This is a genomic window from Proteus sp. PR00224 (assembly GCF_016238105.1).
GTDB lineage: Bacteria > Pseudomonadota > Gammaproteobacteria > Enterobacterales > Enterobacteriaceae > Proteus.
Genome location: NZ_JAEHQU010000008.1, coordinates 124,006 through 150,674 on the forward strand (window position 1 = coordinate 124,006; position 26,669 = coordinate 150,674).

At 30.8% G+C, this 26,669-nt stretch carries 24 protein-coding genes; 16 read left to right on the plus strand and 8 right to left on the minus strand.

Annotated elements, in window-relative coordinates; translation table 11 throughout:
* Positions 1-5: 5 nt before the first annotated feature.
* The gene (locus tag JEP71_RS14085; RefSeq protein ID WP_198626414.1) at positions 6-1,172 is read right to left on the minus strand and encodes a nucleotide sugar dehydrogenase; all 1,167 of its coding nucleotides are present in this window, start codon (positions 1,170-1,172) and stop codon (positions 6-8) included.
* 1,045 nt (positions 1,173-2,217) lie between these two features.
* Here JEP71_RS14085 and rfbA point away from each other — a divergent pair.
* The 12 genes from rfbA to JEP71_RS14145 all read left to right on the plus strand — a co-directional run bounded on the left by rfbA (position 2,218) and on the right by JEP71_RS14145 (position 15,400).
* A complete protein-coding gene (rfbA, locus tag JEP71_RS14090) occupies positions 2,218-3,117 on the plus strand; it encodes a glucose-1-phosphate thymidylyltransferase RfbA (RefSeq protein ID WP_198626415.1) in 900 nt (299 codons plus the stop codon).
* The gene (rfbC, locus tag JEP71_RS14095) at positions 3,117-3,668 is read left to right on the plus strand and encodes a dTDP-4-dehydrorhamnose 3,5-epimerase (RefSeq protein WP_198626441.1); all 552 of its coding nucleotides are present in this window, start codon (positions 3,117-3,119) and stop codon (positions 3,666-3,668) included. Before rfbA ends, rfbC begins: the two co-directional genes overlap by 1 nt.
* Before the next feature lie 52 nt (positions 3,669-3,720).
* Positions 3,721-5,244 carry a lipopolysaccharide biosynthesis protein gene (locus tag JEP71_RS14100; RefSeq protein ID WP_198626416.1) on the plus strand — a complete coding sequence of 508 codons (1,524 nt, stop codon included), beginning with the start codon at positions 3,721-3,723 and terminating at the stop codon, positions 5,242-5,244.
* Positions 5,245-5,322: 78 nt separating this feature from the next.
* Positions 5,323-6,723: a Coenzyme F420 hydrogenase/dehydrogenase, beta subunit C-terminal domain gene (locus JEP71_RS14105; RefSeq protein ID WP_198626417.1), complete on the plus strand. Its 1,401-nt coding sequence runs from the start codon at positions 5,323-5,325 to the stop codon at positions 6,721-6,723.
* A 67-nt stretch (positions 6,724-6,790) separates the two neighbouring features.
* Complete coding sequence (locus JEP71_RS14110) at positions 6,791-7,873, plus strand: polysaccharide pyruvyl transferase family protein (protein WP_198626418.1); 1,083 nt, start codon at positions 6,791-6,793, stop codon at positions 7,871-7,873.
* A gap of 120 nt (positions 7,874-7,993) precedes the next feature.
* A complete protein-coding gene (locus JEP71_RS14115) occupies positions 7,994-8,806 on the plus strand; it encodes an NAD-dependent epimerase/dehydratase family protein (RefSeq protein WP_198626419.1) in 813 nt (270 codons plus the stop codon).
* Positions 8,807-8,844: 38 nt separating this feature from the next.
* A complete protein-coding gene (locus JEP71_RS14120) occupies positions 8,845-9,906 on the plus strand; it encodes an EpsG family protein (protein WP_198626420.1) in 1,062 nt (353 codons plus the stop codon).
* A gap of 8 nt (positions 9,907-9,914) precedes the next feature.
* Entirely contained in the window at positions 9,915-10,994 is a 1,080-nt protein-coding gene (locus tag JEP71_RS14125) for a glycosyltransferase (RefSeq protein WP_198626421.1), read from the plus strand.
* Positions 10,995-11,996, plus strand: coding sequence for a glycosyltransferase family 2 protein (locus tag JEP71_RS14130; protein WP_198626422.1), 1,002 nt, complete (start codon positions 10,995-10,997; stop codon positions 11,994-11,996). It begins immediately after the preceding gene.
* 12 nt (positions 11,997-12,008) lie between these two features.
* Complete coding sequence (gene asnB / locus JEP71_RS14135; RefSeq protein ID WP_198626423.1) at positions 12,009-13,865, plus strand: asparagine synthase (glutamine-hydrolyzing); 1,857 nt, start codon at positions 12,009-12,011, stop codon at positions 13,863-13,865.
* The gene (locus JEP71_RS14140; RefSeq protein ID WP_198626424.1) at positions 13,862-14,395 is read left to right on the plus strand and encodes an acyltransferase; all 534 of its coding nucleotides are present in this window, start codon (positions 13,862-13,864) and stop codon (positions 14,393-14,395) included. Before asnB ends, JEP71_RS14140 begins: the two co-directional genes overlap by 4 nt.
* Before the next feature lie 3 nt (positions 14,396-14,398).
* The gene (locus tag JEP71_RS14145; RefSeq protein WP_198626425.1) at positions 14,399-15,400 is read left to right on the plus strand and encodes a hypothetical protein; all 1,002 of its coding nucleotides are present in this window, start codon (positions 14,399-14,401) and stop codon (positions 15,398-15,400) included.
* Positions 15,401-15,794: 394 nt separating this feature from the next.
* Here JEP71_RS14145 and cpxA read toward each other — a convergent pair whose 3' ends face one another.
* Both cpxA and cpxR read right to left on the minus strand, forming a co-directional pair.
* Positions 15,795-17,186: an envelope stress sensor histidine kinase CpxA gene (gene cpxA, locus JEP71_RS14150; RefSeq protein ID WP_198620338.1), complete on the minus strand. Its 1,392-nt coding sequence runs from the start codon at positions 17,184-17,186 to the stop codon at positions 15,795-15,797.
* 12 nt (positions 17,187-17,198) lie between these two features.
* Positions 17,199-17,897 carry an envelope stress response regulator transcription factor CpxR gene (gene cpxR, locus JEP71_RS14155; protein ID WP_023583423.1) on the minus strand — a complete coding sequence of 233 codons (699 nt, stop codon included), beginning with the start codon at positions 17,895-17,897 and terminating at the stop codon, positions 17,199-17,201.
* Between the two features lie 198 nt (positions 17,898-18,095).
* Here cpxR and cpxP point away from each other — a divergent pair, with 198 nt between their 5' ends.
* Complete coding sequence (cpxP, locus tag JEP71_RS14160) at positions 18,096-18,659, plus strand: cell-envelope stress modulator CpxP (RefSeq protein ID WP_232797635.1); 564 nt, start codon at positions 18,096-18,098, stop codon at positions 18,657-18,659.
* Between the two features lie 120 nt (positions 18,660-18,779).
* Here cpxP and JEP71_RS14165 read toward each other — a convergent pair whose 3' ends face one another.
* From JEP71_RS14165 to fabG, 3 genes are all read right to left on the minus strand, one after another.
* Complete coding sequence (locus tag JEP71_RS14165; protein ID WP_198626426.1) at positions 18,780-19,562, minus strand: glycosyltransferase family 25 protein; 783 nt, start codon at positions 19,560-19,562, stop codon at positions 18,780-18,782.
* Positions 19,563-19,634: 72 nt separating this feature from the next.
* A complete protein-coding gene (locus JEP71_RS14170) occupies positions 19,635-20,789 on the minus strand; it encodes a glycosyltransferase family 4 protein (RefSeq protein WP_198626427.1) in 1,155 nt (384 codons plus the stop codon).
* Positions 20,790-21,001: 212 nt separating this feature from the next.
* The gene (fabG, locus tag JEP71_RS14175; protein WP_198626428.1) at positions 21,002-21,757 is read right to left on the minus strand and encodes a 3-oxoacyl-ACP reductase FabG; all 756 of its coding nucleotides are present in this window, start codon (positions 21,755-21,757) and stop codon (positions 21,002-21,004) included.
* A gap of 532 nt (positions 21,758-22,289) precedes the next feature.
* Between fabG and pfkA the strand changes: the two genes are divergently transcribed.
* Positions 22,290-23,267 carry a 6-phosphofructokinase gene (gene pfkA / locus JEP71_RS14180; protein ID WP_075673000.1) on the plus strand — a complete coding sequence of 326 codons (978 nt, stop codon included), beginning with the start codon at positions 22,290-22,292 and terminating at the stop codon, positions 23,265-23,267.
* Positions 23,268-23,524: 257 nt separating this feature from the next.
* Positions 23,525-24,526: a sulfate ABC transporter substrate-binding protein gene (locus tag JEP71_RS14185; RefSeq protein WP_198626429.1), complete on the plus strand. Its 1,002-nt coding sequence runs from the start codon at positions 23,525-23,527 to the stop codon at positions 24,524-24,526.
* Positions 24,527-24,627: 101 nt separating this feature from the next.
* On the opposite strand, the gene tpiA is transcribed toward JEP71_RS14185, so the two are convergent.
* Both tpiA and JEP71_RS14195 read right to left on the minus strand, forming a co-directional pair.
* Positions 24,628-25,398 carry a triose-phosphate isomerase gene (gene tpiA / locus JEP71_RS14190; protein WP_069366847.1) on the minus strand — a complete coding sequence of 257 codons (771 nt, stop codon included), beginning with the start codon at positions 25,396-25,398 and terminating at the stop codon, positions 24,628-24,630.
* 106 nt (positions 25,399-25,504) lie between these two features.
* Positions 25,505-26,140: a DUF1454 family protein gene (locus JEP71_RS14195; RefSeq protein WP_198620343.1), complete on the minus strand. Its 636-nt coding sequence runs from the start codon at positions 26,138-26,140 to the stop codon at positions 25,505-25,507.
* A gap of 97 nt (positions 26,141-26,237) precedes the next feature.
* Here JEP71_RS14195 and JEP71_RS14200 point away from each other — a divergent pair, with 97 nt between their 5' ends.
* On the plus strand, positions 26,238-26,669 hold the full coding sequence (locus JEP71_RS14200; protein ID WP_198626430.1) for a DUF805 domain-containing protein: 432 nt from the start codon (positions 26,238-26,240) through the stop codon (positions 26,667-26,669).

The following is a 26,669-nucleotide window of genomic DNA, read 5'->3' on the forward strand; positions in this document are numbered from 1 at the left end:
TCGATTTAATCGTTACCAAAGAGGTCACGAGTATAAACTTTTTCTTCAACATCGTTTAGCACTGATGACATTCTATTAGTAATAATGACATCAGACATAGCTTTAAACTCATTTAAATCACGGATCAATCTTGAATTAAAGAAAGTATCTTCTTTCATTTCCGGTTCATAAATCACTACTTCAATGCCTTTGGCTTTAATTCGTTTCATAATGCCTTGGATTGATGATGAGCGGAAATTATCAGAACCCGATTTCATAATTAAACGATAAACACCCACGATTTTTGGTGATTTAGCAATAATAGAATCTGCAATAAAGTCTTTACGAGTGCGATTAGCTTCAACGATTGCACTAATAATATTATTAGGGACAGAGTCGTAGTTTGCTAACAGTTGTTTGGTATCTTTTGGTAAACAGTAACCACCATAACCGAATGACGGATTGTTATAGTGATTACCAATACGTGGATCTAAGCAGACACCTTCAATGATTTGTCTTGAGTTCAGTCCATAAGATTCGGCATAGCTATCTAGCTCATTAAAGTAAGCAACACGCAGTGCTAGATAAGTATTAGCAAATAATTTAATGGCTTCTGCTTCTGTTGAATCAGTGAATAGAACATCAATATCTTTCTTTAATGCGCCTTGTTGTAAAAGGTCAGCAAATTTTTGTGCTCTTTCTGATTGCTCGCCAATCACAATACGAGAAGGGTATAAGTTATCGTAAAGTGCACGACCTTCACGTAAGAATTCTGGGGAGAAAATAATATTATCCGTATTATATTTCTCTCTCATTTCTTTCGTAAAACCAACAGGGATGGTTGATTTAATAATCATTGTCGTGTTCGGATTATATTCTAAAACATCACGAATAACAGACTCTACAGAAGAAGTGTTAAAGTAGTTAGTTTTAGGATCATAATCGGTCGGTGTTGCAATGATAACAAAATCCGCATCTTTATAAGCGAGCTCTTTATCTAAAGTTGCCGTAAAGTCGAGTTCTTTGGTTGCTAAAAACTCTTCAATTTCTTTATCAGAAATTGGAGAGATTTTTTTGTTAAGCAATTCAACTTTTTCTTTATTGATATCTAACGCAACAACTGTGTTGTTTTGGGAAAGAAGGATCCCGTTAGATAGACCGACATAGCCGGTACCGGAGATGGTGATTTTCATTAAATTATTCCTTAATAATAAAATTTTATTAATGATTGCTATTCAATAAATTTTTTTAATAGTGTTATTCTAATTTTGTTACCTTGCAGGTATATGAAATTTAGTCAAAATAATAATCTAGCATAGTGTTTGATATTATACCTTAATCAAGTACAACATGGGGTTTACTCTCAGATACTTTTAAGTAAAAGATTTTTCTTAATGAGCTTATTGAAAAACACTCCATGTAAGTAAAATGTGTTAACAAATCCTTTTTACATTAATGTATCTATTTTGTATTACATAGATAATTTTTCGATAAATTTTGTTAAGAGCTAGCTAAATGTCATAATTCGATGATTTAAATTAATTATCTCAACTTATTCTTATCTTAAGACTATTCTTTAAGGTAATTGCTTTGATGGTCACACTTCTTGTTTAATGATATTATTAAGCGTTTTTAATTTACCTAGTAAATTTATATGCGCAAACCTTATAAATATAAAAAATATTTATGTATTCTAAGGATGGTTTTCATGCGCAATGGGTATGTTTTTACTACTTAATGGTACTCTGGGAGCCATAACCTAGTGCGGTAGCTATGGGCTAAACAGCTAGAGTTAGGCTAATCAATAATATTAAATGTTTAGAAAATATTAATTTTTTTAGCTATTAGTTTTAAAAACAAGTGATATATTTAAATTTATTTCTGGTAATAAAGTTAATATTTATTAAATAATTACTATTGGTTACATTAATGGCTGCTCTAATTCATAATGTTGTGTTTATTGAAAATATTATAAAAAAATTTATTATATTAAGATAGTTATAATGATTTTAAAACAACCTATTGGTATCAGTCTTTATCTTACAACTTATTTATAATGGTTTTTTAAGGTATAAATTACATTAATTTAGCTCTGATGTGCTTTTTTATAAAACTTATCAATATCTTACTGATAAAAATAAGAAATTTATAGGTATTCTTTTGACAGTAATATTTTGCAATATAGTTTTATATCAGTGGTTGTATTAAGAAAATGATAAATATATTAGAGGTTAAAAAGTGAAAGGCATTATTTTAGCTGGTGGTTCTGGAACGAGATTATATCCAATAACCATGGGCGTTTCAAAACAGTTACTCCCTGTTTATGATAAACCTATGGTCTATTACCCGCTATCTATCCTTATGTTAGCTGGTATTCGTGATATCTTAATTATAACAACGCCAGAAGATAGAAGTAATTTTGAGCGATTATTAAAGGATGGCTCCCAATTTGGTGTTTCTATCCAATATGCGATACAGACTAAACCAGAAGGCTTAGCACAAGCATTTATCATTGGGGAAGAATTTATTGGCACAGAGAGTGTCTGTTTAGTATTAGGAGATAATATTTTTTATGGTCAATCTTTTAGTCGAACTCTGAGAAATATTGCTAATAATTTAAATGGAGCAACTATCTTTGGCTACCATGTAAAAGATCCTGAACGATTTGGTGTTGTTGAATTTGATAAAAATTATCAAGTGCTTAGTTTGGAAGAAAAACCACAAAAACCTAAATCTAACTGGGCTGTAACGGGGTTATATTTTTATGATAATAAAGTGATAGATTATGCCAAAAAAGTTGAAATGTCACATAGAGGTGAGCTAGAAATAACATCTGTTAATCAAATGTATCTTGAAGATAAATCTTTGAAAGTCGAATTATTGGGGCGAGGATTTGCTTGGTTAGATACAGGTACTCATGAAAGTATGCATGAAGCATCATCTTTTGTACAAACGATTGAAAATGTGCAGGGATTAAAAGTTGCTTGCTTAGAAGAGATAGCATGGTCTCAAAAATGGTTAAGTGATGATGAATTATATAATCGTTCAATTTTAATGAGCAAAAACGATTATGGCAAATATCTATTATCTTTGTTAGAAAATGACATACTTATTGATTCCTTAAAGGCAAATAAATGATTGAAGTAATACAAACAAATATTGAGAATTGTTTTATTATTGAACCGAGAGTTTTTGGCGATGATCGTGGTTTTTTTCTAGAAACTTATCATGAAGATCGATACTCTAGCTTATTAGGAATAAAAGAAAAATTTGTTCAAGATAACCGTTCAAGATCTGTTAAAAATGTTTTAAGAGGATTGCATTTTCAAAAAACAAAACCACAAGGTAAATTAGTCAGCGTAACAAGAGGTATTGTTTTTGATGTTGCTGTTGATTTGAGAGTTAATTCTCGTACTTTTGGTCAGTACGCATCTGTCATTTTGAGTGAAGAAAATAAAAAACAATTTTATATTCCTCCTGGATTTGCTCATGGATTTGCAGTACTTAGTGATATTGTTGATTTTCAATACAAATGTACAGATTATTATGATCCTAATGATGAAGCTGGGATTCTTTGGAATGACAAAGATATTAATATAGATTGGCCTATAAAAAAACCTATTCTTTCTGAAAAGGATTTAACTCAACCAAATTTTGAAACAATAAGAAAAAATATATTAATGAAATAGATTTTTTATAGAATTTCATTCTAACTATATATCATTATTATTGGATCAAATAATGAAATTAAATGAAAGAAAGATGGGAGTGGCTCTAACGTATTTGAATATTTTTTTAAATACATTTGTTATGTTAGCGTATACACCATTTGTTTTACGATATTTAGACCAGTCAGAATATGGCCTTTATTCCTTGGCAATAACAATCTTAACTTATTTAGCTATTTTAGATTTTGGATTTGGAAATGCAATAGTTGTTTTTACCTCTAATTATTTGGAAAAAAATAAAAAAAAACAGCAACAAATTTTATATGGAACAATAAAATTATCTTATATTATCATTAGTATAGCATCTATTATAATTATGTTTTTATTGTATCAGAATATAGATTCTATTTTTTCTGATGCAATGACAAAAAATGAAATTGATACTTTAAAAATTTTATTAATTATTTTAGCTGTTAATATATCGTTAATGATTCCTTTAAATATTTATAGATCTATTCTTACTGCATATGAGAAGTTTATTTTTATAAAAATATTAAGTATTTTTCGTTCTTTATCTATACCTCTATTAATAATATTATCAATTTATTTTAATTATCGTGTGATCGCAATGATCTTAATCATATCTATTATTAATATTATTTTTATGTTTTTACATTATGTTTATTATAAAAAAACAATAAATATTAAGTTTAGTATTTATTGTTTTAATTTTAAAGTATTTAGAAAGGTTTTTAAATACTCTATATTTATATTTTTAGCTTTAATAGTTGATCAAATAAATTGGAATTTCGGTCAATTAGTTATAGGTTCATATAAAGGAACAGAGAGTGTTGCTATATATTCAATATCAATATTATTTAATACAACATTTATAATGTTATCCACTGCTATTAGTGGTGTGATGTTACCTAAAATATCAAAAATGATATCTAAAGGTGTCACTAATAATGAATTAACTTTAGAAATGATAAAAATAGGGCGATTACAATCTTTTATCATATTTATGGTTGTTCTTGGTTTTATTCTTTTTGGAAAAGAATTCATATATTATTGGGCTGGACATGCTTATGAAGATGCATATTATTTAACTATAATTATTATGATTCCTCTTTCAATACCATTAATACAAAATTTAGGGCTAAGTATTTTACAAGCAAAAAATAAATTTGCATTTAGATCCATGGCAGCAACTATTATGGCTATACTTACAATTTTTATTTCCTTAATATTAGTGAAAAATTATGGATATTGGGGGGTTGTTTTTTCCATTTCAATAGCATTTTTCTTATTGAATGGGGTAATAATGAATATATATTATTTAAAATTAGGATTAAATATAAAAAAATTCTGGGTAGAGATAATGAAAGTATTTATCCCGATAGTAATTTTATTTTCGATTATCTATATAATTAAGACTCAATTTAATATTATATCAGTATATTCATTAATGTTATTTATATCTTTTTCAGTGATTTTTATATTTTTGTGTTCATATGGTTTTATAATGAATAGTTATGAGAAAAATATAATAAATCAATTGATAGTATGTGTGAAAAATAATTATAAAAAATTATAATTATTATATAAATGATATTTATAATGTAAAAATAATAATGTAATAGTTGTCGTTAAAATTGAATTTGAGTAAATAAGAATGAATATAAAAGAATTTAATAGTAAAAAAGTTTTTAGTGAAGTAAGTGGAGTTACTTCATTAGTAGAAGATAAAATAAAAATAAAAATGAATGATAAAGGGTTATATGAAGAAGTAATTGAAGATACCGAAGATACTGAATTATCATTGGTCATAGAAAAAGTGTCACCATACTTAAATAAAGATATAAATGAAGATATTATTTCTAATAAATTATACTCAAATCAGAATGGATGTTTATATGATAAGAGGATTGGATATTATATGTCTTTATATGCAGGACATGTATTAGAAGATGATTATAGAAGAAATGCAAGTTCTGGAGGTGTTGGTACATGGATATTAAAAGAATTACTTGAAAATAGTTATATTGATGGTGTTATTCATGTTAAAGATAAAAATGATTCAGATTCTTCAATTCTCTTTGAATATCAAATTTCAAAAAGTATCAAAGAAATAAAAGAAGGAGCTAAGACAAAATATTATCCTGTTGAATTATCAAAAGTTTTAGAAGTAGTAAAAAAAAATGCAGGAAAATATGCAATTGTTGGTATACCAAGTTTTATTAAAGCAGTTAGGTTATTGTGTCAAGAAGAACCAATTTTCAATGATAGAATTATTTTTACAGTTGGACTAATCTGTGGTCATCAAAAAAGTGCAAGGTTTGCTGATTTTATGGGATGGCAGGTAGGTATTAAACCTGGAGATATGAAAAATATAGATTTTAGGTATAAATTAGATGAATTCCCTGCTGATAAATATGCAATAAAGATGACAGGATTAATTAATGGTGAAATGAAAACAGTAATAGCACCTAAAGATAAATTGCATGGGCAAAATTGGGGATTAGGATATTTTAAACCAATTGCTTCAGATTTTACCGATGATGTTTTTAATGAAACTGCTGATATTGTTATTGGCGATGCTTGGTTGCCTGAATATTCTAAGGATAGTTTAGGGAATAACATTATTATTGTAAGAAATAATATTATTCATAGAATCATTCAGAATGCAATAAAAGATAAAAGAGTAAATTTTCAATCAATAGATACTAATAAAATATTTCAATCTCAAGCTGCTCATTATAGACATACACATGATGAACTTTCATATCGACTATTCAAATTAAATAAAAAAGGAAAGTGGTATCCTCAATTAAGAGTTAAGCCAGAAAATAATATTTCTTTTTTAAGAGGTTTTGTTCAAGATATGAGAATAGAAATAGCAAATAAGTCACATTCCTATTATGAGAAAGCTGTTAAGATGAATGATATAGAGTATTTTATAAACAATATGGAAAAGTTAAATAGGAAATATAAGATACTATATACATGTATGGCCATTCAAAATAAAGGTATGAAAGGTTTAATTAAATATTTAATAAGTAAAATAGTAAAATAGTAAAATAGTAAAATAGTAAAATAGTAAAATAGTAAAATAGTAAAATAGTAAAATAAGGTTAACTTAAATGAGAATAGCAGTTATCACATTTCCATTAATTAATAATTATGGTGGAATTATTCAAGCGTATGCATTAATGAAATTATTATCTGACTTAGGTCATGAACCTGTGTTGATTAATTTCCAAAGTGAAAAATATTTCAAATCATTAATGAAATATATAGTAAAAAAGTATATGTTGTTTTTTATAAAAAAATTTCGTAATTCAATTTTAACTAAAAAAAATTATAAATTAAGACAATTTATTAATTTAGAAATTAATCCTAAAAGTCAGAGTGTATATAATAGTAAGGAATTATATAGATGTTTCTTATCAAATAATTTTGATGCATGTATTGTAGGTAGTGATCAGGTTTTTGCAAAGTTGGGATATTCTAATTTTGAGAATGATTATTCTCTTGGATTTTTAAATGAAAATATTATTAAATTAGCTTATGCGGCATCATTTGGGGGTGATAAATTTTTAGGTGATATAGAAAAAATAAAATATCATAGTGATAACTTAAAAAAATTTAGAAAAATTTCAGTACGTGAAAAAAGTGGTATAAAAATATGTCAAGATACCTTTGGAGTAGAAGCTGTTCATGTGCTAGATCCTACAATGGTTATAGATAAAAATTATTACATAAATTTAATTCGTTTTAATGGATATGAAGAAAAAGGAAAGAATTTATTTGCATACATATTAGATAATACAAAAAAGAAAGAAAAAATAATATCTGAAATTGCTGAAAGTAAACAGTTATCTTTAAAAAAAGTGAGTGATGGGAATTCATCTAATAATGTTTTAAGTATGGAAGAATGGTTAGGAAATATACATAACTCTGATTATATTATAACTGATTCTTTTCATGGCTGTGTTTTTTGTATTATTTTTAATAAACCATTTAATTGTATTATAAATAATAAAAGAGGCGCAGATAGATTCCTTTCTTTATTAAGTGTTTTTGGATTGGAAGATCGAGTTTTGGTTGAGGGGGGATATTCTGAAAAGAATATTAATTCCGATATTGATTGGAATGCAATCAATAATAAAATAGAGTTTTTAAAAGATTATTCTATAAGTTTTTTGAAAAATAATCTTGTATAGAATATTTAAACTTATATAAATAATTAATGACTATTATATAATAATTAAATATATATTATTATAATACATGAAATAGTTAAATTAACTTATTATCATAAAATAAAAGAGATATTTTATATAATGTATACTATATTTGGTGGTCGTGGTTTTATTGGTTCTGAATTTGTTAAGACACTCAGAATGCAAGGACATGAAGTCTATATACCTGAGCGTGATGATCAATCTATTTTTTTGAAAAATTTGGGGCATGTAATATATGCTGCTGGTTATGGTAACTGCCTAGAGAATCCTTATAATGTTGTAGATGCTAATCTTACCCTATTGAATAAAGTGTTATATCAAGCTAGGTTCAAATCACTAACTTATCTATCTTCTACTCGAGTGTATATAGGTGATAATAAATCATCTGAAACCTCAGATATTACAATATCATTAACTGATACAAGACGATTATTTAATTTATCAAAATTAACGGCTGAAGAATTATGTTTAAAGAGTGGCAGAAGATGTCTGATTGTTAGACCAAGTAATGTTTATGGTGCAGCAATTGAAAGTAGTTTATTTTTACCTTCTATTATACGTGATGCTTTGAATAAAGGTATTGTTAATATGTATGTGACTGAAAAATATGAAAAAGACTATGTATATGTTGGTGATGTAGTTAACTCTACTTTAGAATTAATTCAGAAAAAAGTTACTGGTATTATTAACATCGCATCTGGTAGAAATATTTCAGCAAAGAAACTTGCTGAAGTTTTGATTGAAAACACTGGTTGTGAAATAAAATGGCACGTAACTAATGATATAGATTTCTTCAATGAAATTAATATCGAAAAAATTCGAGATTTAATTGAGTATAATCCAAGATGTGTTCTTAGCGATATGAAATCAATGATAAAAAATTATAAATTATTACTTGAATCGAAAAAATAATATGGAATAGATATAAATCTATAAATAGAGGTTTCCACTTGATACCATATTTTGTTGTATTTTTTGCATTGGTTTTATTATCTTTCTGCGAATATTTAAATTTATTCAAAAAAAGAATGATACCAATATGTATTGCCTTTACTATTGTTGCTCTTTTTTCCGGTTTAAGGGGGGATGTAGGTCAAGATACTGCTAATTATTTAAATATATTTAATAATCTAAATACTTTTAAAGGTGATATAGAAACAGGATTTTATATCTTTAATGTTTTTTTTAAATATATTTATTTTAACTTTGATGCTTTTTTGTTATTTTGTGCCGTTTTTTCTTTATTTTTTTATTTTTATGCGATTTATAAATTCTTAGGTGTAGGTTTATTAGTTGCAACATTTACCATTATTTATAGTGATATATATCTATATTTTAATCTTAGCGGATTAAGACAAGGTATTGCTCTTTCTATTATTATGCTTGCTGGTTATTATGCAATGAGAAAATATAAATATAAATTTATATTCTCTATTATATTAGCCACACTTTTTCATAAGACAGCAATAATTGCACTTATATTTTGGCCATTGTTAAATTTTAACTTAGAACGATATTTGAATAGTTATTCAATAATTTTTATGATTCTAATTTCTGTTCTATGGATATTAATATCTAAACAATTTATTGAGGTATTGGCACACACTTTAAACATAAGAGGTGCTAATATGTATTTATCTGAAAGTTATAATAAATTCTCAGTTGAGGCTTATATTATTGGCATAGTTCGACGATTATACCCAATAGTATTTGTATTTATACTAACTCGATTTAATTTTAAGAATGATCTTTTTATAAAAAAAATATTTTTTATTTATTTTTTTGGTTTTGTTCTATATCTAATAAATTATCCTATATTTCAAGATATAACTGTAAGATTATCAAGTTATTTTATTATTTTTGAATCAATATTAGTCGTATATATACTAGTGAATACTAAATATATGATAAATAAAATTTTCTATATAACTGTATTATCTATTATTCTATCATATAAATTATTCACTTATGCATCATTACCTAAATATCAATATATAATTAATTTTATTTAAATTAAAATATGAAAATTAAAAAAAATATTAATTTATTCGTTTTGGATATAACTTTAAAAGGGGGAATAGAAAGATTTTCTATAAACCTCGCTAATGCATTATCTAAAAATGGATATAAAGTAACAATATACTCTTTACATAAGACAAATTCACAGCCATTATATCCCATATCTGAATTTGTTTGTTTAGAATATGTAAGTGAATATAAATTTACAGATAAAAAATATAAATTTACTACACTATATTCTTGTTATAAATTAAGAAAAAACAACATTAACTTGAACAAAAATTGTACGAATATAAGTACTCACCCTATCACTACAATTATGCTTAATTTCCTAGGATTTAATATGAGAAATTTGATTGCTAGTGAGCATAGTAGTTATAATAGTCATGGAAAGCTTATCTGTTTCTTAAGAAAGTGGACATATAGTAAAGTTAAACGAATAATTACTCAAACCAGAAGTGGTTATGATAGTTTCAAGAATATTAATTTAGATTCCACGATTATTTATAACTCTACAACTAATTTTAATGATAATGAACAATGGAAAATAAATCTCAATGATAAATTTATTTGCTTAACTGTTGCAAGGTTAGAACCTGTTAAACAAATAGAGGTTTTTTTAAAAATCGCAAAAAAAATACAAGATTTAAAAATAAATATTATTTTCTGGATTGTAGGTGATGGTAGCGAACAAGATAAGCTTAAAAAGTTGTCTGAAAAATTAGGGTTGAATGATACTGTAATTTTTCATCCAGCAACGAATGAAGTGTATGAATTTTATAAAAAAGCATCACTATATATTATTACATCGAAGAGTGAGTCATTTTCAATGACGATGACTGAAGCTATGTCATATTCTGTTCCCGTTATAAGCAATAAATCGTTAGTTGGACCATCAGAAGTCATCACGCATAATTTTGATGGCTTTCTATGTAGTGATAATAATATTGATCAGTTTTGTAATTATATTCAGAGTGTATATGATTCAGAACAGCTAATTCATATGAGAAAAAATGCACTAAATACAAGTAAAAAATTTCATGAAGATGAAATTATTAAACAATGGATAGAGGTGTTATAAGTGAATGAGAATATTAAATTTTCTATTATAGTACCTATTTTTAATGCACAAGAATTTATTTTAGATACTTTAACTAGCATATTCAATCAGACCTATAAAAATTTTGAAGTATTATTAATCGATGATGGTTCTACAGATAATACTAGAGAAATTATTTCAGAGTTTGCCAAAAATGATCATCGTTTTAGAATTTTATATCAAAATAATTCTGGACCTAATGTCGCTAGAAATTATGCAATGAGGTTTTCTACTGGAGAGTATTTTTTATATCTGGATTCAGATGATATATTTTTAGATAATCTTTTATATGTTTTATATTCTGAAATTTCTAAAAAAAAATATGATATAATAAATTTTGGATATGAATTTAAAAATTTTTTAGAAAATAAAACTATTTCCAAATCTAATTATCAACGCCATGAGCTTTATAAAAAAGATATATTGCTATCATCTTTTCAACCCGAAGGAATAAGTGGTGTTTGTTGGAACAAGTGTATTAAAAAGCAACTTATCATAAATAATGAAATTATTTTTTTACCAGATAGAATGCATGGAAGAGATATTTTATTTAGTAGAGTTTGTGCTTATTATGCTGATGTCGCACTAATTATTCCTGAAATATTAATTATTTCTAGATTTAGGCAAGGTAGTTATTCAAGAAGTTTTGGTAAAAAAAATATATTATCAGCAATAGATCTTGTTAAACAACAAGAATTATTTTTTGCCTCAAAATTATCCAATGATCAAATGAAATTTTTGTATATGGCATTGCAGAGACACATTCGATATATTTGTATATTAAATGCCTTTAGGACAAAAAAATTTAGCGAATACATTTCAAACTACAATTTATTATCTAATTATTTTAACTATAAATTAAATAAAAATAATAATGTTAAAATAAAATTTAAATACAGGATAATAGACTTAATGCTAAAATATCCAAGATCATTTAGAATTATATGTACAATTGTTAAAAATTTTGGCGTAGAGCCATATTAATACGGTGATGTTATGTGTGGTATCCTTGGCTTCATATCAAAAGAAAATAATGTTCAACATGTCGATCTAAAACCAGCTTTATCTATCATGAGATTTCGTGGCCCAGATTCGATGGGAGTGTGGACATCACCATGTCAAAAAGTAAATTTTGGACATGTAAGACTTTCTATTGTTGAATTATCTGAACTTGGCCATCAACCAATGGTCAGAAATGGAAACTCTATTACATTTAATGGTGAAATATATAATTATGTTGAGTTAAGAGAGGAGTTAATTAAATGTGGAGTGTTATTTCAAAGTCAATCAGATACGGAAGTTATATTACAAGGATATAATTTATTTGGTGAAAGTTATTTTGATAAATTGAATGGTGCATACGCTTTTGCAATCTATGATTTAATAAATAATAAAGTTGTTTTATGTAGAGATAGGGTTGGAGAAAAACCCTTATTCTACTCTAATTATGATGAAAAATTTTATTTTTCATCTGATTTAAAAGCACTATTAGCTTTATCTAATATACCAAAAAAATTGAGTAGAGATTCTCTTTTTAATTATTTTCAGCATGGCTATGCTACAGGAAATGATGAATGTTGGATAAATAATGTTTTTTCATTAGAGCCTGGCACAATTAGAACTATATATTTAAATGATAATCTTGAGCAAACTACAATAAGATACTGGGCTCTTCCTGTTGGCCAAAAAGAAAATGCTAATCATAATTATCTTTACGAGAAGTTATCATATTTAATTAATGATTCTGTCAAACTTCAGCTAAGATGTGATGTTCCCGCTTCTATTTTACTGAGTGGTGGTGTCGATTCAAGCATGTTGACTGCAATTGCTAGCACACATACAAAACAAGTGAAAACCTTTACGGTCAAATTTCCTGGTTATAGTCAGTTTGATGAATCAGAAAGTGCAAGATTAATTGCTAATTATTTTGGCACTGAACATACAGAAATTGAAGGTGTAAATATTTCACCTGATTTATTTTTAAAAATTGCTAAAAGTATTGATACACCAATAAATGACTCTTCACTGCTTCCTACATATTTAGTGAATTATGAAGTTTCTAAATATTGCAGAGTTGCTTTAGGTGGTGATGGTGGGGATGAACTCTTTGGTGGTTATAAACATTATGAGAGAATGCAAAAATTAGATAATATAAAAAAACGTTACCAAACATTATTTAATTTTATGCCTGTTAAAGCTTTTAGAAATTTACTACCTTTAAACTCAAAATATAGAAATTGGCTAAAATCATTAGAATATGATTTAAATATTAATGTTCCAAATATAAGATCTTTTTATGATGAAAATAGATTGTCGAAATTACTACCTAATATAGATCCTAATTATTGGAAAAATGATAAGTGGGGAATAAATAATGAACAGACTACAAGTTCTATTTTAAAAAATTGTTGTATTTCAGATTTTAAACATTATTTAAGAGATAGTATTTTAGTTAAAAGTGATCGATGTTCAATGCTTAATTCTATTGAAGCTAGGGCTCCACTTCTTGATTATAGGATAATTGAATTTGCATTTAATGAAGTTCCTGATAATTTTAAAATTAGAGATGGAATGAAAAAATTTTTATTGAAAGATATATCAAAAAAAATATTACCTGATGAGTTCGATTTTCAACGAAAATTAGGATTCAATCTACCACTAGGTATGATGATCAGAGAGGGAAAATGGAAGGAATTTTTTGGTGATATATTGAATTCACGATCTGATATAATTAATTATCATTTTTATACTAAAATGTTCGATGAGCATTTGAATGGTAAAGAGCATACAGATCGTCTATTTGGCATAGTTTTATTTCTAATCTGGGCAAAATATAATAAAGTATCATTATGATTAAAATTCAATATTTTTATAAATTTTTTTGGAGTATCAGAGCTATTTTGCTTAAGCCTTTTTTTGGAAATATTGGGCTTTATTCCTATCTTGGAAAACCTATATTCTTATTGGGTATCAAAAAAGTGTTTTTGGGTCGTAGAGTTAGAATTTTTCCTCACGCTAGAATTGAAGTACATGGAAATGGTAAATTAATAGTTGAAGATAATATTTCTATAGGACAATCATTTCATATAATATGTTCAAGTAGCACTATTATATCTGAAGGTACATTAATCTCTGCTAATGTATTTATTACTGATACTGACCATACATATGAAAATATTTCAAAACCTATCCATGAACAACCCACGAAAATTAATAATACTTATATCGGTAAAAATTGTTTTATAGGATATGGTGTTGTCATTCAAGCTGGAACAAGATTAGGAAATAACTGTATTGTCGGTGCAAATTCAACAATAAAAGGCTTTTTTCCTGATAATTCAGTAATTGTTGGTTCACCTGGACGGATCATTAAAACTAGATAAATTATGGCTAACTTTCTGACTAAAAAAATAGAAAATAAGGTATTGATGTTGGTTCCTTCAGTATTTAATTATTCTAATAACCTAGAGAAATCATTATCTAAAATTTGTGATGATTATATATGTTTAAATGAAAGACCAAGTAATGCCTTTTTTATTAAAGCTGGACTAAGAATAAATTTTTCTCCTCTTAGCTTTATTTTAACATACTCATATTATAATCATATTTTTAAAAAAATAATAGAAAGTTTTGTTGATACTGTATTAATAATCAATCCAGAAGCAACTCCTGCATGGTTTGTAAAAAAGCTACGTAAAAAAAAGATAAAGATTATATTTTATCTTTGGGATTCAATAAAAAATAAACCACAGAATAAAAAAATAATACCATTTGCAAATCATGTTTGGAGTTTTGACAATATAGATTGTCAAGAATACAAATTATCATATAAGCCATTATTTTATTCAACGGAAAATAATATAGAATATTCTTCTGAACAATACGATCTATCATTTATTGGAACACTTCATGGTGATAGATATGAAGTTGTTAATAATATATTTGGTATGCTTAATAATAAAAAAACATTTAAGTTTTTTTATTGCCCAAGTAAAATACTTTTCTTTTTTAATAAATTTATTAGTAAAAAATGGGCGCATATAAATATATCAGATGTCTCATTCGATGCCTTGGACTATAGTCAAGTTGAAAAAATAATGAATAATAGTTCAGTGATACTTGATATACACAGTTCTGGGCAAAATGGGCTAACAATGCGTACGATTGAAACCTTGGGAAAGGGGAAAAAAATACTTACAACAAATAATAATATTAAGACGGCGCCTTTTTATGATGAAAAATTTATTATGTGTTTTGATAGAAAAAAAATTGAAGATATAAATATTAATAGATTAAATGAGTTTCTTTCTGTTAAAGAACATTTAAACTTAAATATAAAAAAACAACATATTGATCATTGGCTAAGAAGCTTATTTATTTTTAATTGAGTAGATGTATGAAAATATTCATAATTTTGAGATCTGATATCATTGGCTGATATATTATAACTAATTTTTAAATTTAATTTGGATGGTATAAAAAGAATTAGTAAATTTATTTTGTTAGTAATGATTAATTCTAGACATATATTGATGTGAGTTTTTTTTGATGGTTGAATCTTATATTGGGTAGAATTGGTGTATAAATTTTCACTATGCGCTATTCATCATTAATGCTCCTTTCCATGGATAGATATGGGTAATTTAGCATTATAAATATCGGAATAGAGGTCGATTCAGCCAGATCATTCTGAATTGCATCAACAAACGCTAACTAAAAGAATATGCCACCTATTCTTCAATAGATGGCAGTATATTTTGATACAACAGTTTAATTACTCTATTAAGCAGTTGTTGATTTATTACTTGCCCCAGCCCTCGGCAACCAAATCTCAACTCTTAACCCGCCCAATGGACTATCGTCAGCTTTAACATGGCCTCTGTGTTGGCTAACTGCGGTTTCAACAATCGCTAAACCTAAGCCTGTGCCTCCAGATTCACGATCTCTTGCTTCATCAGTACGATAGAACGGTCGGAAAATATGCTCTCTATCTTCTGGGCTAACGCCTGGGCCATCATCATCAACAATAATGGTGATACCTTGGTTCTGCTCAGTAAAGGCAACTTCAATGCGAGAGTTGGAATAACGTAAGGCATTACGAACGATATTTTCAAATGCACTAGCCAGAGAATATGGATTACAGTAAATAGGCCATGCTCCCGGCGGTGTTGTCACTTGTAGTGTTTTATTACTTTGTTCGGCCTCAAATTTAGCGTTATCTAAAATATCATCCCACAATTCATTGGCTTTTACTGTTTCACGTAATAACTCGTTTTTATGTTGATTACGAGAAAGAACCAGCAAGTCATTAATCATGCCATCAAGGCGCTGAGTTTCAGTTTCAATACGCTCTAGCTCTTTACTTTCTCCACTACGACGACGTAACAATGCGCTAGCTAATTGTAAGCGTGTTAATGGTGTACGTAACTCGTGAGAAATATCAGAAATTAAACGTTGTTGTGCTTCAACCATACGTTCAAGAGCACTTATCATCTGATTAAAGCTGGTGCCTGCTGCTAAAAACTCTTGAGGGCCAGTCTCTAGCTCTGGGTGAGGGCGGAGGTTACCTTTAGCAACATCATCAGCCGCATTTTTAAGTTGTCTTGCAGGTTTTGCTAAGCTCCAAGAAAGCCATACTAATAATGGTGTGCTGATAAGCATGGTGAATATGAGTAGCAATAGCGGTTTATCAAATAATAAGTTGATAAAGTCAGATTGAGGGCTACTTGAAGGGCGTACGAGATAAAGTTGGTAATGATCTTCACCATCTCTTACAGAAAAGGGCCCTAACATCTCAGAACGGCCATACTTTTTCTTTTTAGGGTGATCGGCGTTATCAGATTGGCCAATAAAGTTTCTGACAACCTGCATCTCATTACGTTGAGCGCCGATGATACGGCCTTCACTGGTAACGATGATTAAGCGTTGACCAGGTGGTGCCCATTTATCAATAGCACGAATTAATCGACGCCACCAAAGGAGATCGTTAGCGGGATCTTGAGCTAATTCTGCTTCTATATGTTGTTCTAGCATAACGCCTTGACGGTATTCACTCTCTAAAAGAGGGGTAAGCTGGCGCGAGTCCAGCTTTGGAACCATCATAACTAGCACGAGAACTAATGCTAGCGTCAGCCAGAATATTGCGAAAATGCGCGCTGACAGACTATTTATCATAAAGAATATTTATCAAGTTATTGAAACCATCAGATAACCACGGCCACGTAACGTTTTAAACCAAGGTTGTCCATCTGTTCTTTCTGGTAATTTACGGCGTAAATTAGAAATATGCATATCAATCGCTCTATCAAACGGTGTTAAGCGCTTGCCAAGTACTTCTTGGCTTAGATGTTCACGTGATACGACTTGTCCTAAATGCTGAGCAAGTAAATAAAGCAAAGTAAACTCAGTTCCTGTTAACTCTAGCGGTTCATTATCAAAACTTGCTTCTTGTCGACCTGGATTAAGTTGTAGCTTATCGACCTGTAATGTTGGAGATGTATTGCTGTCAGTCTGTTTTTGTTCGCTCCAATTAGAACGACGCAAAATAGCTCTGATACGTGCAACAAGCTCTCTATCATTAAAAGGTTTTGGTAAATAGTCATCAGCACCTAGCTCTAAGCCAAGTACTCGGTCAAGATCACTGCCTCTTGCCGTTAACATAATGACAGGGGTCTGGAAATTTTGGCGTAATTCTTTGAGTGTCTCAATCCCGTTTTTACGTGGCATCATGATATCCAGTAATAACAAGTCGATAGAAGCATCCAAAAGTTTAAGTGCTTGTTCGCCATCAGAGGCGATTACAACATTAAAGCCTTCCATTTCAAGCAGTTCTTTCAATAGCGATGTTAATTCGCGATCGTCATCCACTAATAAGATTTTATGCATTCGTCAATTCCTCCAAGAGAAAAATACGATAATAAATAGCGCGAATCTATGACTTTACGTTCTTTTACACGCTCTGACGCTAGTTTGCAGCCGCAACGGTATAGTAATCCACATAGCAAAGAATTACACATATGAATTATACACATTGAAGTCATATTAATTAGGTCGGTATTAATTTACCGAATTAGGAGTGAAGCAATGCGTAAAGTAGCAGTAGTTGCACTAGCATCAATGTTTTTGGCAGCTCCGACGATGGTATTAGCTGAAACTACAAATACCAATCCGCCTACTGAGCAACAGTATAATGGTAATTACCACTGCGGTTATGGCAATGGAATGCATGGCGACCGTGATTATAGAGGTCACCGAGGACAACGTGGCCATATGATGAATAACGGTGGACATATGATGGGGAATGGCTACGGCGACTCCTATATGTTTAACGGAATTACATTAACTGAGCAACAACGTACACAAATGCGCGATTTAATGCGCCAGCATCATCAAGACAGATATAACGGAGATTTCCGTCAGCGTCATGAGAATATGCATAAATTAGTCACAGCTGAGAAATTTGATGAAGCGGCTGTAAGAGCACAGATGCAAGATATGGATAAACAAGCAATTGAGCGCCATGTTGAAATGGCAAAAGTCCATAACCAAATGTATCAGCTGTTAACCCCAGAACAGAAAGCGCAGTTGGAAAAGAATTACCAACAGCAAATGTCATCTGTTGACCAACAAGCTCAACAGAATCAGTAATGAAGTAAGAGTGTAGTAAAGCAGTACCTAGTTAGAGAGTAAGTAGCAACAACGAAGTTTTTTCCTTGCCATAGACACCATCCCTGTCTTTTGCAGCCCCTCTGGAGAGGGGCTTTTTTTTTATTTAAGATAAAAAGTAAGTTTTCTTTCTACTGTTTTTTTTAATAAAAAATCTATTAGTTGTTTTTTTATTCTAGAAAATTCTCGAGTTACTTTATTTTTATTTTGTGAGAGATTTGGTATCTCACGATGGATCCTATCACTCTCTAATGTACTAGGAAATTTCTCATCATGATTGTTTAAAACAAAGTCTTGTATACATAAACAAGGTAGAGCTTGTCCTACAATATATTCTTTATTTGATAACAAATCGTTAAACATTTCATGATCTATGGGGTTATTAATAGGGGTACTTGAGATTTTATTGAATAAAAAACGTGCACCTTTATTTGTAATGATATATCCAGCAGTGCCTAGATGGCGGCTTTTTAATCTCAATATAGAGATATCATTAATTTTTTGTAGAGGAGAAACTGATGTTTTTACTTTCTCATTGGATTTTTCTAGCTTAATAACATCAATATTTTTATTTACCCAAGAATAATCATTTAATATATCTGAATCTTTTCCTAAATAAATATCATCTTCGAAAATACCAGCAACACTAATATTTTCATCAATAATTTTTCTCCATAAGCATATGTGACTAAGAAAGCAGCCTTTTTCACCCATAGTTAGATTAGAATGACCAAAACTGATATTTAAATTAGTAGCAATACTTAAATTATCTTTTGTTATTGCATCAAAAAAAGAAAAGTGAATGTTTTTTGCGCTAAATTGTTCCGTAATATGTTCACGTCTACTGCCATTATTTTCTTTCAAGCTAATTACAAAATTATTCATATATTATTCTTTTCTATTTATCAGTATTAGTCATGAGGATTTATCAAAAGATATAATCCTCATCTTTAAATTTTATTTTTTTAATTCATCTTTGATGATTGCATGTGTATTTCTAATAAAATCGTCAACATTATGAATTTGTTTAACATAATCAATGGCTTTTATTGATAATGTTTTCCTTTTTTCTTCATTTTCAATCAGTTCTCTGACTGCATCTACAAATAAATCTACTTTATCAAAGCCATTACCTAAAACTTCACCAACATAGATACCAAATTTCGAGGTTAAATCATCAGGGTTTCTATTACTGACAAGTAATGTTCCAAATGAAAGAGCTTCAAGAAATGAAACAGGAAGTGCTTCATGGATAGAACTATTGACTAGCACTTTTGCATCACGTAGATATTTGTTCTTTTCTTCTCCTTCAACATGCCCTACAAAATGAAGGTTAGGAATTTTTTCATATTCAGACATGATGTCATGGTTTTTATCATCTGCTCTGAATATTTTACCTAAAACGTAAAAATTGTACTCAGGCATTTTTTTTGCAATCTCACAAAAAATCCAGCCACGTTTAACAGATGCAATACGACCTAAAAAAACAATATTGTTTTGTTTGGGGTGAGTTAAAACATCAAAACTGTAGTCAATATCAATTGGGTTTGGTGCAAAATCAATAGGAACATTTTTATCTAGATTATACAAATCAATGGCTTTCTGATTAAGACATTGAGCTTGAGTAATGAATCGTACCCTTCCTTCTTTGTACCAAGAATGAACAAGATCATAGATTTTTTGGTTGTAGTAAGATGTTTCAGGAATTAATTTTACTGTGAAAATTTCATCCCATTCATACATAGGTCTAGGGTCTTGTATCCAAAGGATAAGACGTTTGGATGGATCTAGTTCATTTTTTAATACATTATCGTGTGTAAGCTCAACACTAAAGTAAATATCATAGTCTTTCTTTTTTAAAAATTGTTGAGTAAACCATTTTCTACGAGGAAGTTTATAAAGAGCTACATCATCAACAATTGTTTTTTCAGCAAAGAAATGACTTTTTCCTTTACCTAATAAAACATCGAATTCGAATTCTTCATTTTTTAAATACTTAGCAATATAATATCTTGCTAAGTAGCCATATCCACCAAAGCGAGTATTTGCAGCTCCAAAAAACTCATCAACGATAAGACCAACTTTAATTTTACGTTTACTTTCTTTATTCATGATATGTAGAGCTCATAATATAGTGTGAAATAATTTTTTAATATAACAATATAATTTTGTTGATTTTAAGCAAGGAGACTTATTCCTTTAATGGATGTGAGTAATTTGTAGTAGGGATATTTAGCTGAAATAACTCAGGAACCATAAATTATATTCTTATATTTTAAGGTGCGGAGATACACCGCACCAGTCTACATGATTTTCATGCTGACCTACAACAACGCCTCTGGAGATTCAGGTAAAATCTGCCCGCCATCCACGATAATTGTTTGACCTGTAATATACTTGGCTTCATTCGACGCAAAGAATGCGGCGGCATAGCCGATATCTTCTGGTTCACCTAAAGTATGTGTTGGAATAGACGCTTTCATCTGATTTAAATAGGCTTCACCTTGCGCCTGTAAGCCTTCGGTGAGGATATTTCCTGGCATCACAGCATTGATGGTAATACCATGACGTGCATATTCTAGTGCTGCGCTACGCATAAAACCCAATTGTCCTGCTTTACTTGCACCATAGTGGCTCCAACCCGGGTAACCCGTAATAGCGCCTGTAATAGAAGAAGTGATAATTACACGACCTTGTTTTTGTTTTTCCATTATGCGAAGGGCTGCTTTTACTAAGAAAAACATCCCCTTGAGGTTAACGGTATGCATTTTATCCCAATCGGCTTCCGTCATCTCTTTAATAGTGGCTTGAGGGAAAATACCGGTATTGGAACAAAGAATATCGAGTTTACCGTACTCTTTCACTACCTCATCAACCACTTTTTCGCAGGCAGATTGATGAGTGACATCAAGGTGCATAAACTCAACATTCAATTCTTGTTTTGTTTTATTGCCTGCAACATCATCAATATCGGCAATAATCACTTTCGCACCACTATTTTTTAGGGCGATAACGATACCTTTACCAATGCCTTTTGCACCACCTGAAACCAAAGCGATTTTACCCGTTAAATCAAACATAAAACCTCCTATTAAGTGTGAGTTCCACTGTATCAGTCTAGATTGAAAAGCGGTAAATCAACCAGAGAACTTTGTGGCTGGTCACAAATGTACCCTAGATCATCTTTTTCGTTGAAAGGATGACATCACAAAATAGAGAGATAAACGGTAGATAGAACATCACACCAGAGAAAACTGAATATTTATCAAAATATGCCGATGCTATTTTTTAGCGTAAATAGCGTTTTTTTGAGATGAATGCAAAAAGGCAGTAAAGTGTCTGTATAAAAAGTGTTAACTTATTGGCGAAATGCGTTTGAGATAGACTAGTATAATATTTATACAGGCTACCTGATTAGTTTAATGCGCATCAAGTTTATGAAAAAAAATGTACGATAATGATGAACTGGTAAAAAATATGCGTACAATGGTATTGTTGAATCAATTCAGCATTTACGATATCGGAAAATTACACCAGATAAGCCGGTATTGAAATAAAAAGTTATTCCAACAATTTTGCAATAATTACATCGAATAAGAATCAGAGGTAATCATGGTCAATGGGATCAAAAGAATTGGGGTTTTAACAAGTGGTGGTGATGCACCAGGTATGAATGCCGCGATCCGTGGTGTTGTCCGTGCCGCACTAAGTGAAGGTTTAGAGGTTTATGGGATTATGGATGGCTACATGGGGCTATACGAAAATCGCATGAAAAAACTCGACCGTTTTAGCGTGTCAGACATGATCAACCGTGGTGGTACATTCCTTGGTTCTGCTCGTTTCCCTGAGTTCCGTGAAGACAATGTACGTGCTGTTGCTATCGAAAACATGAAACAAAATGAGCTTGATGCCTTAGTTGTTATTGGTGGTGATGGTTCTTATTTAGGTGCAAAAAAATTAACGGAAGCAGGTTTTCCATGTATCGGTTTACCAGGCACAATCGATAATGATGTTGCTGGTACTGACTACACTATCGGCTATTTCACTGCATTAGAAACGGCTGTTGAAGCCATTGACCGCTTACGTGATACTTCAACTTCTCACAAACGTATCTCTATCGTAGAAGTGATGGGACGTTACTGTGGTGACTTAACACTGTCTGCGGCAATCGCAGGGGGCTGTGAATTTGTTGTTCTGCCTGAATCTGAATTACCTTTTAATCGTGATGAGTTATTGGCAGAAATCAAAGCGGGTATTGAACGTGGTAAACGTCACGCCATCGTTGCAATCACTGAGCACGTTTGTGATGTGCATGAATTGGCTCGTTTTATTGAGGCTGAAACTAAACATGAAACGCGTGCAACGGTATTAGGTCATATCCAACGTGGTGGTTCTCCAGTTGCTTACGACCGTATTCTTGCTTCTCGCATGGGTGCTTACTCTGTACAACTGCTATTAGAAGGCTATGGCGGTCGTTGTGTCGGTATTCAAAACGAAAAACTGGTTCACCATGATATTATTGATGCGGTTATGAATATGAAACGTGTCTTTAAGGCTGATTGGTATGAAACAGCGAAAAAATTGTACTAAGCAATAGCCTCACCGTAATACCAAAGCCTTTCTGAGTTCTATCCTTATTCGTGAACTGCTCTGATACTTTTTTGTGTCAGAGTAGTTTCTCGAGTGAAAACATTTCATTTAGCGATCTCTATCCTCCTTTATTTCTTCTGCTCCCCTTTATATTGATAGATATATTCCTGTTGTGTATATCCATCGGCTTTTTGTTATTTCATCGTTATAAAACTTTCTGTCAGCCTAGTTAAATACTTAACGATAGGGGGATAGATATGTTTAAACAATGGGGTGTGTTATCAACCGTTTTAATGGCATTACTTTTTTCCAATATTTTATGGGCTAAAGATATTCAATTATTGAATGTCTCTTATGATCCAACGAGAGAACTTTATCAGCAGTATAATCAAGCATTTAGTCAGTATTGGGAGCAGAAAACGGGAGATAAAGTGACTATTCGTCAATCACATGGTGGCTCAGGAAAGCAAGCAACATCGGTAATAAATGGTATTGAAGCGGATGTTGTTACCTTAGCACTAGCTTATGACATAGATGCAATCGCTCAAAGAGGGAGTATTGATAAACGGTGGCTAAAACGACTTCCTGATAATTCAGCCCCTTACACGTCAACAATCGTTTTTCTGGTCAGAAAAGGAAACCCTAAACAAATAGTCGATTGGGATTCATTAATCAAACCAGGTGTTTCAATTATTACCCCTAATCCAAAAACCTCAGGCGGTGCGAGATGGAACTATCTTGCAGCGTGGGGATATGGATTAAAAGCCAATCATCAAGACAGTGAAAAAGCCAAAGCCTTCGTCAAAGCACTTTATCAGCAAGTTGAGGTGTTAGATTCAGGTGCAAGAGGAGCCACAAACACCTTTGTTGAACGGGGCATTGGTGATGTATTGATTGCATGGGAAAACGAAGCTTTATTAGCGATTAATGAATTAGGGGCTGATAAATTTGAAATTGTTACTCCATCAGTTTCTATTCTTGCAGAGCCTACCGTTTCTGTCGTTGATAAAGTGGTTGATAAGCGAGGCACACGAGAAATCGCTACCGCTTATTTAGAGTATCTTTATTCACCACAAGGACAAGAAATCGCTGCGAAAAACTATTATCGCCCTAGAGATAAAGCGATAGCGGAAAAATATCAAAGTAGTTTTCCAAAACTAGAGTTATTTACGCTTAATAACGTTTTTGGCGATTGGCAATCTGCACAGAAAACACATTTTACGACAGGCGGTGTGTTTGATGAAATAAGTCGTCGCTGATCACACGGCTAGAAACAAAAAAATCACCTTCTGCTTTATCTTCAGTAAGGTGATTTTCTCTATTTTTTATCGATTAATGGCATAGGCCAGAAAGATAAAAATTATTTTTTCGCTTTAGCTTGTGCTGCTGCTTTAACGATAACGGCAAATGCGTCCGCTTTCAGTGAAGCGCCACCAACTAATGCGCCATCGATGTCTGGTTGACCAAACAGTTCGGCTGCATTTTTATCATTAACAGAGCCACCGTATTGAATGATCACTTGTTCAGCGATAGCAGCATCTTTTTTCGCGATATGATCACGAATAAATTTATGAACCGCTTGAGCTTGTGCTGGAGTTGCAGATTTACCTGTACCGATAGCCCAAATTGGCTCATAAGCAATAACGGCATCTTTAAATGCTGCTGCACCATGTGCATTTAAAACAGCATCAATTTGGCGAGCACACACTTCTTGTGTTTTGCCTGCTTCATTTTCTGCTTCAGTTTCACCGATACATAATACAGGTGTTAAACCTAACTCTTTTAACACGCCGAATTTTTGAGCGATAAACTCGTCAGATTCTTTATGATAAGTACGACGCTCAGAGTGACCAATGATAACGTATTTAACATCAACGTTTTTCAGCATTTCTGCTGAAGTTTCACCAGTGAAAGCACCTGATAAGTTAACACCTGTATCTTGAGCACCTAATGCAATACGGCTTCCACCAATTTCATGGCGTGCTTGGCATAGGTAAACTGCTGGTGGTGCGATAGCAACATCACAACCCGCAACACCGCTAACTTCTTTACGTAATGCAGCAATTAATTCATGAACCATATGAATGCTGCCGTTGAGTTTCCAGTTACCCATGACTAATGGATGGCGCATAACTTTTCCTCCAACCGAGTGGTTTAAATTTAGTTTGCTAATAAACACGAATTCTGTTGATGCACAACAGTATAGAGAACAATGAATAGAATAGCTTTGTTTTTTATCACGGAATAGCTGAAACGATCTTGCTGTTTAAAGAAAGCTTAATCGGTTCAATGGCGAAGGTGGTTAATTGGTCATCTTCATGGGCAATAATATAGCGAATAGCACCCACATCATGGCTAATGTAATCAGAATTTTGATTTTTAAATGCGAATAAATTGAGAGCTTCTTGAATTTGCTCTTGGGTTATTGATGAGTCAAATTGGGCGATCAAAGTGATAATATATTGTGTTGTTAGCTCGCGATTTATTTTTTCTAATTCAGGTGAATCTGGGGAGTGGATCAGCGTGAGTTGTAAACTTTTTATTTTTTCACTCCCGCGCTCTAATATTGCAGATGAATAGAGATAAGGCGTAATACGCGTTGCAGCTCTAACAAGAGGGATCGCAATATCGTGATTAGTAATAATTTTATATTCGTTAAGCGATAACAACGGATTTTGTTGATTGAACTTAGCTCTTAGCTCTGGAATGGTTATCTCAAAAACAGGTGCATCTTGTTTAAGATAGGCAATATCATCTTTAGTGGGCTGTTTTTGTGTGACAGACATTTCTGTTGCAAAAACAGAAGTTGGCAAACAAAGAGCAATACTTATGATTATCAGGTATAACGTAGAAAGTGTGTTTGCTTTTATCATCTGTCCTCCGCTTATCTGTGCTGTTATTGGCTAGTCTGTATTATTTGATACCAAATGGACAGTGTAATTCACAAATTAAGTAAATTATTGAGAATTTATGACCTTACAACATTGGGCATTTTCATTCAAAGGACGAATTGGACGTCGTGATTTCTGGGCTGGTTTAGGGGCTTGTTTTGCTCTTTTTTTAGGCTTATTTATTATTAATGATATGATTTATCCATTACCAGCTATTGTTATGTGGATACTCATCTTTTTTATTCTTTATCCTTTATGCGCGATTTTTACAAAAAGACTGCATGATAGAAATAAAAGAGGAATATGGCTCTTATTACTCTTACTTGCCGTGATGTTAGGATTAGCCGATACCAGTAGTTTAGAACCTTTTTGGCAATGGGCGATTGGACGTTTTCTTCCTTCTTTTATTGGGATGATTATGTTGCTTGATTGTGGTGTATTTATTGGTAATGACGGTGAAAACTATTTTGGTAAACAAACTGAGCAAGTGGATTACCGACGCTTACGCTAA